The 11,795-nt window shown below is 53.3% G+C and carries 2 protein-coding genes; both read left to right on the top strand.

Translation table 11 applies throughout. The features are described from left to right. The first annotated feature begins 290 nt into the window (after nucleotides 1-290). On the top strand, nucleotides 291-10,436 hold the full coding sequence (locus E1297_RS08105) for a non-ribosomal peptide synthetase (RefSeq protein WP_244327688.1): 10,146 nt from the start codon (nucleotides 291-293) through the stop codon (nucleotides 10,434-10,436). Between the two features lie 3 nt (nucleotides 10,437-10,439). Continuing rightward, nucleotides 10,440-11,795: condensation domain-containing protein (locus tag E1297_RS08110; protein WP_244327687.1), on the top strand; the 1,356-nt coding region annotated here is incomplete at its 3' end.

Below are 11,795 nucleotides of genomic sequence, written 5' to 3' on the forward strand. Positions count from 1 at the left end.
CCCCCCCCTGCAGCCAAACCTAACAACTTGGTAATGCTCAGTAGGGTTGACCGGGTCGATACTTTGGAAACGCAGTTTTTTCTCTCATCTCTTCACGATGAACATTTTTTAATTTGGGGTAATGGGCTGGCCGGAACTATATCCATGCTTGATACATATGCATAAATAACAGTGAAGTTTATAGCAATTAAGTATTCTCTTCTCCAGGAGCCAATTCAAGCGGGACGTCTTTCGTTCTGCCTGGCCCGCATTCAGTCTGCGAAACGCATATCGAGACCTCAGCAATGAACATGCACGAAACCCGCAATGCCACCCTTGGAAGTCTCCTTCTGGCAAGGGCCTCTTTGAAGCCGACGAAAATTGCGTATCGGTTTTCAAGTTTCCATGATGAGAATTCTATTGAATACGAAGATATAACGTATTTTGACTTGGCGCAGCGCTCGAAATCTGTGGCTGTAACACTGTTGAAAACGTGCACTCCAGGCGATCGCGCATTAATTCTGTGCCCTCCAGGCCTCGACTACATAAGTGCATTTCTTGGGTGTCAATTGGCTGGAGTTGTGGCTGTTCCCGCCTATCCGCCGAGAAACAACAAGCATATGGAACGGCTTGAGACCATTCTTTCAGACGCGGGTTCAAATACGGTTTTGTGCCGGACGGAGCAGTTCGAAAAGCTTGAGGAGTGGTCGACAGAAAAGCGTCCTCTGATTTTTCACAAAGTCGATGAGATCCCGGCCGGTCGGGCGCATGAGTGGGTTTCGTCCGACTATGACCAAGATACGATCGCTTTCCTTCAATACACATCGGGCACGACCGGATCGCCGAAGGGGGTCATGGTTCAGCAGAAACAAGTGATCGAAAATGTTTCGCAGATCCATCGGATTTTCGGCTTTGATCCAGGAGCTGTTGTCGGGGAAGAAGACACAATTTGCAGCTGGTTGCCGCCCTATCATGACATGGGGTTGGTCGGCACGATTCTTTATCCGTTATATGCCGGCATGACCGCGTATCTGATGACGCCTGCGAATTTCGTCAAGAAGCCGAAATCCTGGCTGAAAGTCATATCTGATCAACGGGTTAGCTTGGCCATGGCACCCAATTTCGCATGGCAATTGTGTTGTGATGAGATTTCCGATGATGACGCTGCAACGCTTGATTTGTCATGCCTGCGCCATGCTTTGAATGGTGCCGAGCCGGTCAGATATGAAACGCTTGATGCTTTCGCCCGGAAGTTTGCGCATGCAAGCTTTGATCCAGGGGCCTTTCGCGCAGTCTACGGGATGGCGGAAACCGTTCTCTTGACCGCCGGGCAGCCGATTGACAGCTCTTCCCTGCTAGCGCCTTGGCAGCGCTGGTGTGAAGACCAGAAACAATTCGCGGATAAGCTTGAAGTACCTGAAAAACTTGATTTTACTTCCGATCAGGAAGCGCGATCAGGACGCAAGATCGTGTCCAATGGCTACATGATGAGCGGCCATGATCTTGTTGTGGTCGATCCCGAAACACTGGCGCCGAAACCGGATGGCGATGTCGGTGAAATACTGGTGAGGGGACCTTCGATTGCCGCTGGGTATTGGAACAAGCCTGACCTGACCCGCGAGATTTTTCAGGCTGAGGTCAAGGGGGACACAAGCGGCCGTGGCTGGCTCCGGACCGGCGACCTTGGTGCTGTGGTTGAAGGGCATCTTTATGTTCTGGGGCGGCGTAAGGAAATGGTCATTATACGTGGCCAGAACTACTACGCCATAGATCTGGAAATCACCGCCAACAATTGTACGGACATGCTCGGGCATGACCGCACGATAGCGTTTGGCGTCGAGCGCAGTGGCACAGAACAGCTGGTCCTGGTGCATGAGTTGAGCCGGCATTCCCTACGCCGTTTCAATCCAAATGAGCTGGCGCATGCAATACGCCGTGCAGTTCTGGATGAACATGAAATCGAAGTTTCCTGCGTGGTGTTCATCCGCCCGGCATCCTTGCCGCGGACGACATCCGGAAAATTGCAGAGAAACAAGGCGCGCGCGGCCTTCATTGAAGGGGGCTTGAGTGAAGTCGCAAGATGGGAAGGATTTGCCGATATCTCAATTCTTGCAGACGCCACTCTGGCACAAAGGTTTGCAGGAGCAGACAAATCTTCCAAATTGCCAAGTGTTGCGGATGTGGAAGGCCACTTGCGCGGTATGTCCGATGTGGTTGATGCCAACGCTTTGTGGCTGCTGAAAACCGACGGCAGCGTTGTCTTGCGAGCCGCAGCCGTCAGAAACCCTCGCGCAACTGCTGTGACCGGGCGCGCGGTTGAGGGGGATGGCCGGATGAAATTCGGTCTCTTCTTCTTTGGTTCGGATGATCCGGAAGCTGGTGAAGAAACCCGTTATGATCTTCTGCTGAAGGCGGCCGAACTGGCCGACGACGCGGGTCTTGAGGCGGTGTGGACGCCGGAGCGTCACTTTGGCCAATTTGGCGGTCAGTATCCAAGCCCGGTTGCGACAAGTGCCGCGCTGGCAGCGCGCACAAAACGGATTTCCATTCGGGCGGGCAGTGTGGTCTTGCCTTTGCACCATCCAGTACGCGTGGCCGAGGACTGGGCGGTAATCGACAATTTGTCAGGTGGTCGGGTGGGGATGTCCATCGCATCCGGGTGGCATGCACGCGATTTCATTCTGATGCCGGGCACGTTCGAAGCGCGCAAAGACCTTATGATGGAAAACCTTCAGAAACTGCGCGCTTTGTGGCGCGGGGAGGAGGTATCGTTCTCCAACGGATCGGAATTATTTCCGATCCGTATCCGGCCCTTGCCGGTTCAGGACGACATTCCGATCTGGGTCACGGCTGCGACCAACGAACAGACATTTCGCGAAGCTGGAAGCAATCAACTGAATGTTTTGACCTTCTTGGCGCAAGCTTCGCCGGAAGCGCTCGCGGACAAGATCGATGTCTATCTGAAGGCTTTTTCAGAAGCCAGGAAGGCGCAAGATCCAGGCAAGGCGCCAAATGTTTCCGTTTTGGTGCATACGTTCCTGGCCAAGTCGAACCAAGAGGCCCGGTCCCGTGTCGAAGCGCCCATGGCCCGCTATGTCGCGCAGGCAACCGATTTGGTCCGTTCGTCCAAGTTTGGCGACTACAAAAAGATGGAGAGCGAAGGCGCGATCAATCAGTCGCTGATCGATATTGCCGTTTCGAACTTCCTGGATACGCGTGGTCTGTTTGGTTCTCCGAAAGAAAACCTTGAGCGGGCGAGATATTGGAGAAACCTCGGGATCTCGGAGTTGGCCTGTCTGGTCGATTTTGGGCTGCCTGCAGATCTGGTTCTTGAACACTTGTCCTACTTGTTCGAGCTTGATCAGCTATGCAGAAAGGACGTGGCCACCCAACCTTTAAAAGAAGACCGCTTTGCATTTGAAGCCAGGGCAAAAAGCCTTCTGAATACCCAATATCCGCACCTGGCAGATCTGATCGCGGTAGAAGCGACAGATCCGGAGGCCTTGGGAAACCATGCGATCCTGCTGAAAGTGGCAGGGCAGGCTGTCTGCGCGGGAGAAGCACCGGTTGAAGAGCTGGAAACGCTGATCGCAGCTGCATTTGCGGACGTCCTAGGGCGTGGTCCGGTTTCCCGGGACACAGATTTCTTTCAGGAAGGCGGCAACTCTCTGCATGTGGCACGTTTGGCTGGGCGATTGCAGGATACGACCGGATACGTGGTGCCGTTGCAGCTTGTATTTGAACATCCGACGGTCCGGAAACTGGCAATCGCTCTCAGGAAGGCCGATACGACATCAATTGTTCCAATTGAACAGGTTGACCGTTCGAAACCAATTCCCCAGTCCTTCCAGCAAAGCAGTTTGTGGTTCCTCGATCGTCTGGATAGCAGGGCCGGTGTTGCCTACAACGAAATTCACGCGTTCGACTTGAATGGTGCGCTGAATATAGACGCACTCCGTAGAGCAGTAGGCAGATTGGTGGAGAGGCACGACAGCCTTAGAACGTGTTTTGACGAAGAGGCTGATGTTCCCGTCCAGATCATTTGTGATCCGGAGAAACCCAATGTGCGATTGGTGTGTGAGGATGCTTCAAATCTGTCACCGTCCGATCTCAAGCTACGGATCGCGGAACTGAGAGGGGTTTCCTTTGATTTGAAATCAGGACCTCTCTTCATTGTTCATTTGTTGCAGCGTTCCGAGTCCGAATACATTCTGCTTTTTGGCGGTCACCATACGGTTCGGGATGGTTGGAGCGATGCGTTGCTCCTGGAGGACTTGAACAAACTGTACGAAGAAGAATGCGGGGTAGCAAAAGCCGAGTTGCCACATCTCTCTCTGCAATACGCAGACTTTGCCGCATGGCAGCGAAATGTCCTGAGTGAGGAGAAACTCAAGGATGAGATTTCCTGGTGGAAGACTACACTTACCGGGCTTCCACAGGCGATCCAGCTACCTTTTGATCGGCCGCGGCCAGCCGTGATGGATTATTCAGGCAGTAAAGTCCCAGTCGCACTAGACAAAATTTCTACCAATAAACTCAATGAGCTAGCCCGGCAAAACAAGGCGACCTTGTTCATTGCTCTGGAGGCTGCATTTGCCTCGCTTTTGGCTCGCCTTGGAGCTGGCGAGGATTTTGCGATCGGTACTGCGGTTGCAGGACGTCCGCGCAAGGAACTGGAAAACGTGTGCGGATCGTTTGTCAACACCTTGGCTTTGAGAAACCATGTCGAATTACAGAATTCGTTTGAGGAACAGCTCAAAAAGACGAGCCAGACTGTTTTGGCTGCTTTCGATCACTCCATGGTACCGTTTGATGCTGTAGTTGAAGCCGTCGCGCCGGAACGCTCTCTCAGGCATGCGCCATTGGTGCAGGTCTGGTTAATGTTGCATAATACACCCGTTCAACTGGAGCACATAAAGCTTGGTCGGGCGACAGGTAGACTTCTCGATGAAGTGGACATTGACTTCGCGAAGTTCGAACTCTCAATGCAACTTTTCGAATCCGGAGAAGGTATTTCTGGATACTTGCAATACTCCCGTCAGGTTTTTGATCGTTCTACAGCTAAACGTATAGCTAAAATGTTTATGCGGCTTCTAGAAAGTGTAGCAGACAGCCCTCAAACTCGATTGTGTGAAATTCCAATTCTGGACAAGAAGGAAACAAACAAAATTACGGGACCCTTCCTTGACTGTAAAGTCATGAGGGAAAAGACAGCAATCGAGTTATTTGAAACTCATGTGATCCGCCGCCCCGATGCGACAGCTGTAATTGACGGTGATCGTAAAATAACCTACGCCGAATTGGACGCTGAGTCCAACCGGTTGGCGAGATACTTGATCAGTAAAGGAATTGGTGCCGAAAAACGAGTTGGGGTTTGCCTCGAAAGGTCCCTTGAACTGGTTGTATCGGTGTTGGCAATCTTCAAAGTAGGTGGGGCTTATCTTCCTTTAGACCTTGCGTCACCTGAAAAAAGGTTGGCCTTTGTCTTGGCAGATGCGGAAGCCAAGCTTGTGCTTACGACAGCAGATCATTTGGGTAGGCTGGAAAACGGCGGTTCGCGGCACCCCTGCGAAGTGCTGGCTCTGGACGGGCCGGAAATTGCCGAAGAGATTTGTCATATGGACGGATCTCCGGTGCGAAGAGATGAGCTTAAAACACCGATTTACCCCGATAGTTTGGCATATGTAATCTACACCTCCGGGTCCACCGGACAGCCAAAAGGGGTAATGGCAAGCGTCGGCAACTTGACGCGTTATATCTCGTGGCTGAGATCCGCGGCACAAGATGTTGTGCGGCCCGCAGTCTTGATGGGCACAACAATAGGTTTCGATATGGCTGTCCGGGAAATACTTCTTCCCTTGATCAAGGGCGGAAGCCTGATTTGCCTGCGAAACAGCCCGTTTCACGCCACGACCGCAGAATTAAGCGCAGAACCGGTAACAGCCTTCGTCGGGACGCCATTGGTATTGGAAACACTGCTTGACAAGGCAGACGCGGAGTGGCTGTCGCGTATCGAGTTTGTCTACACTGGCGGGGCTCCATTGCCGACGGACTTGCGTATCCGGGCCTTGGCAGCATTAAAAGGTGCTGATTTGTGCCTTGGTTATGGACCGACGGAAGCAACGTGCAATGTAACATCAATTCCCTTTTCGGAGATTGATCTGGAAGACGGTGTTCCAATCGGCGTTCCGAACCATACAGCTCAAGTATATGTCCTTGATGATCATTTGAGTCCGGCCCCTGTTGGCGTTGTCGGTGAGCTCGTCATCGGCGGTGATCAAGTCTCTCAAGGTTATTGGGGTCAGCCAGAACTCACGGCGGAGAAGTTTGTCCCGGATCCCTTTTCGGGCAAGCCTGGTGCACGTTTGTATAAAACGGGTGACCGCGCAAGATGGCGGACAGATGGAACGCTAGAGTTCCTTGGGCGTATGGATAGCCAGGTAAAGATCCGTGGTATGCGGGTGGAGCTTGGTGAAATCGAAGCAGCCCTTGAAGATCACGATAACATCGAGCAAGCATTTGTCATCCCCCAGGAGTCCGAGTGGGGCGATACGCGTCTTGTTGCGGTAGTAGTCCTGCCGGCCGATCTGGTTCAAACGATATCAGCGTCAAACTCGAAGGCCGTTCAGACGGTGCCGCTTGATGCGCTTTTTGACTTGGCCGAATTGAAGGAAGATCTGGCTCGCGTGCTGCCAGGGCATATGATCCCGGCAGACTTCATCGGTATCGACAGGGTTCCGTTAACGCCGTCGGGCAAGGTTGATCTGAAAGCTTTGCCGATTGGCGAGGCCGGGCATGTGAGAGGTATCTATGAAGAGCCTCGTTCCGCGACCGAGCGCCTTGTTGCGAAGGCCTTCGGCGAATTGCTTCCCGTCGAGTCGATCGGTCGGCATGACGGCTTTTTCGATTTGGGCGGTCATTCGCTGAGTGTCGTGCGGCTTGTGGGGCGTCTGGAAAAAGCAACCGGCAAGAGGATTTCAGTCCGGGATGTTTTTGAAGCGCCAACCGTTGCCGCGTTGGCGGCACTGTTGGATAGCCGGTCCACCCAGACCGATGGCGAGACGGTTGCATTGGCGGATCGCTCCAAGCCGATTCCACTGTCCTACCAACAAGAAAGGCTGTGGTTTCTGAACCGGTTGGATACCCGGTCTAGTCTTCCGTACAATATTGAAGGCGCCTTCGAGATGGAGGGGCCAATCGATACCAATGCTCTGGATGAGGCAATCAGGGCGCTGGTGACACGCCACGAGGTGTTTCGCACTGCGTTTCGGACTGAAAATGGCACCCCGTATCAAGTTATAAAAACAGCCGGTGAAGTCGGGACCCTGTTGACGCTCGAGGATGGGCGGGATCTGGATGATACCGGTGTCAAGGATCGGGTTCGGCAGCTGATGGCCCGCCCGTTTGACCTCGAAAACGGCCCGCTGTTCAGGGCGGTCCTGATAAGCCGGTCGCCATTGTCTCACGTTTTGGTCATCGGAGGCCATCACACTGTCATCGATGGTTGGTCGGTCGGTCACGCCATCAGGGAGTTGTCCAGCTTCTACGATCAAGCGCAGGGGCGCGGTTCCGCAGACCTTCCGGAACTCAAAATCCAGTATGCCGACTATGCTTCCTGGCAGCGCACTGTGTTTTCGAGTGAACGCCTTGCAGTTGAAACCGCTTGGTGGCGCAGTGAACTTGACGGGCTGCCTCCGGCAATTAGCCTCCCGTTTGACCGTCCGCGCCCTGCTGTCATGGACTATTCCGGTAGCACTGTACCCGTACGTGTCAGTCTTGAAGCGACACAAAAGCTCAGGACATTTGCGCAGGAACAGGGGGCGACACTCTTTATTGTTTTGGAGGCTGCCTTTGCTACCTTGTTGTCGCTGTTGGGGGGGGATCACGATATCGCGATCATCACGGCCTTGGCCGGCAGAAAGCGCGAAGAATTCGAGGATCTTTGTGGCTTTTTCATCAATACAATCGCACTGCGGAACCGCATAGATCTCGACCGGTCATTTACTGAACAACTCGCTGAGGCGAAAAATACAGTGCTCTCGGCATTTGCTCATGACACCGTGCCGTTTGAGGCTGTTGTCGAAGCGCTATCGCCTGTTCGATCTTTGGCCCATGCCCCATTGGCACAGGTCATGCTCCTGTTCCAGAACACACCCGACAACGAAAACACTTTCCTGTTTGGCGACACCAAGGCAGTTCAGGTTGATACAGCTACCGTTCAGGCCGCGCATTATGATTTGAACCTGGACCTGAGCGAGACGGAGAACGGTCTTGAAGGACGGTTGGTCTATGCGTCTCAACTTTTTGACGAAGAGACAGCGCAGCGGATTGCAGCCATGTTCACCGGGGTCCTGAATGCCTTGGCTAACAATCCCGGCACCGTTCTCCGGGATATTCCTCTTTTGGACAGTTCAGAGCGGGATCGTCTTGTTGTTGATTTGAACCGGACGGAACGGCGCTATCCGGTTGAAGAGACCGTACTTGATCTTTTTGAACAAAGAGCAACAAAGGCACCGGCCTGTCTGGCAATAGTCGATGGTGATCGGGAAATCTCCTACGGCGATCTGAACAATGCATCAAATCAACTGGCGCACTACCTTGTGTCTCGGGGCGCCGTTCCGGGTTCAGTGATCGGGATTTGCCTGAACCGTTCGGTTGACCTGGTCACCTCTTTGCTGGCGATATGGAAAGCTGGCTGTGCCTATTTGCCTCTCGATCCGGAAAACCCTGCCAATCGCTCGGCATTTATGCTGCAGGATACAGGGACAGAGCTCGTGATCACGAGTGAAATCTACTCTGCAGGATTTGTATCGGAAGTCGACAATATCGATCTTGTGGTTCTTGACGGTACGAACACGAAAGAAGCACTTGAAGCAACTCCGGGTTGCGCGCCGCCAGCTGGGCGAAGACCAATGTCCCAAGGTTTGGCATATGTCTTGTACACCTCGGGATCGACTGGGCAACCAAAGGGCGTGTTGGTTGGGCATAGGGAGTTGTCGAACTACAGTCAGTTCGCGCAAGAAAACTTCGCGTTGCGCCCAATTGAACGTGTTCTGAACCGCACCACTACCAGTTTCGATTATTCCGCCGAAGAGTTGTGGTGGACGCTAGCCCATGGGCACACGGTAATTGTTTGCCCAGAGGAATATGTGGCAGATCCGGCAAAATTGGCTGAATTGCTCGGGGCAAATGGCGTGACCAGCATGGTGATCGTTCCTGCCCTTCTGGAAGCGCTTGTTGGTGCTCTGCATGAGCATAATCCGAGTGGGCTTCAGATCTTGTCGGGTGGTGAACCATTGACAGAAGGATTGGCAGGAGACGTGCTCCGGATCCCAGGTGTCGTCCGGTTGATCAACCATTACGGGCCGACTGAAGCCACCATCAATGCGACCTTTGATATCCTGTCGACAGATGGTTCGGGCGGAGCGGTGTCCATTGGCTCGCCGGTCTCCAACACGCAGGTTTACGTGGTTGACGGCAGCTTGATGCCGGTGCCATTCGGTGTAGCTGGTGAACTCCTCATAGGCGGGGCTCAGGTTGCCTGGGGGTACATGGGGCGCCCGGACTTAACTGCCGAGCGCTTTGTTGCTGATCCATTTTCGGGCACACTTGGCTCGCGCCTTTACCGAACCGGAGATCTGGCGCTCTGGCGCCCCGATGGCAAGCTGGAGTTCCTTGGCCGGATCGATGCCCAGTTCAAAATCCGTGGCATGCGTGTCGAGCCGGGTGAGATTGAGGCGGCACTTGCAAAACAGGTGGGCATCTCACAGGCCGTTGTCGTGGTTCGTCATGATACCGGTAACGAGACAGCCACTGGCTCCGAGCTGGTAGCGTACCTTGTTCCCGATAGTGACACCAAACGGTCTTTGGCAAGCGTCTCCGCAATAGCCTCCGCCTCTCAGAGTGGTGTCGAACAGGAAAGCAATCATGTACTGGAACTCGATAGGGCCTTGGATCTAGCGGCACTACGGACGGAACTCAGTAAGATCTTGCCCGCCCACATGTTGCCGGCGCGGTTCGTGGGCCTTTCCCACATTCCTATGACGGCATCCGGAAAGGTGAACCGCAAGGCCTTGCCAGATGTGTCAGGTACCTTGGCCCAAGCGGTATACGAAGCGCCGGAAACGAAAAGCGAGAAGTTGATTGCGCAGGTATTTGAAGAGCTTCTCGGGACGCATGATATTAGCAGGCACGATAATTTCTTCGATCTTGGCGGCCACTCGCTAAAAGCGGTGGAGTTGGTAGCCAAGCTTCAGGCAGAAGCTGCCAAAACGATCAGCATCAAGGATGTTTTCGAAGCGCCAGTGGTAAGCGACCTGGCAGCGAGAATGGACGCTTGCCAAAGACCAGTTCCGACCGATGAAGCCATTGAACTCCTCAGAGCGCACCCGGAAATGGCCGCGCAATTCGATGAGGTGTTTGGGCAAGGTGCGGCAAAAAAATATCAGGATCTTTGAATTATGACTAAAAAGCAGAATGATCTTGTATCCAATCCGTTTGCGCGTCTTCAAAACAACTCCGAGAACCACCTAACATCACCTATCCAGAAGATTGATCGGAATGACCCGGTGCCGCTATCGTTTCAGCAGGAGCGGCTTTGGTTCCTTAACCGGCTGGACGAAAAAGCGGGCAATTCCTATCGGATGGATGTTGGTTTCCAATTCGAGGGGAATTTGGACATAAACGCCTTTCGGCGGACCATCTCCTGTTTGTTGGAACGACATGACAATCTTCGGACAGTGTTTCGGCCGAATGAAAACGGCACACCTCACCAAGTCATTCATGACAAAATCGACGTTTCTAACGTTGTTAATATTTTGGAACATGAGAACCTGGATGAGCAGAGCCTTTCCGCAAGGATAGCTGAACTTTTGTCAAGGCCTTTCGATCTTGAAAAGGGGCCACTGTTCCGTGTTCATGTGATCAAACTGGCTTCGGATCGACACGCCCTGATTTTTTCGGGCCATCACATCATACTTGATGGCTGGTCGATGGGGATATTGGCCAAGGAAATTTCACGTCTTTATCGGCAGGAAACAACCGGTACTCCGGCAGGACTTGCTGCGTTGCCGATTCAGTACCCAGACTATGCAGCTTGGCAACGCGAAGTCCTCTCTGGAAAGCCCATGCAGAAAGAGCTGTCCTGGTGGAAGGAGCAGCTCTCGGGAATCCCGGACCCGATAAGCTTGCCCAGTGATCGGCCTCGCCCTGAGGTCATGGACTACAATGGTGCTGCCGTGCCAGTCTCGATCTCCAAGAAAACCGCCGATAAACTGAACAGATTGGCTCAAGATCACCAGGCGACACTTTTTATGGTGCTCGAAGCGGCCCTGGCCAGCCTGTTGTCCCGAATGGGAGCGGGAGACGACGTTGTCATCGGCACGGCGGTTGCCGGGCGGCCGCGCCCGGAATTCGCTAACTTGTGCGGATTTTTTGCAAATACGCTTGTATTGCGAAACCGTATTGATTTGCAAAACTCCTTCGATTGCCAGCTTGCCAGTGTGCGGGACACCGTCGTTGATGCATTCGCGCATCGGCTCACCCCATTTCGGGTCGTTATAGATGCGACGGATACCACCCGCTCGTTGCGGCATGCACCTGTGGTTCAGGTCGTCTGTACACTGCAAAATACCCCGGATGCGGACAAGTCCTTCGAGTTGCATGCCGGAAAAACCAGCCCGCTTTGGGGAGCCGAGCGTAGGTACAATTCAAAATTCGAGCTTTGGTTCAGTTTAACCGAAACCGAAAAAGGAATTGAGGGCGTATTAGAATATTCAAGGCAGTTGTTCGACCGTTCGACGGCAGAACGGCTTTCT

This window comes from Roseibium sp. RKSG952 (assembly GCF_009711355.1).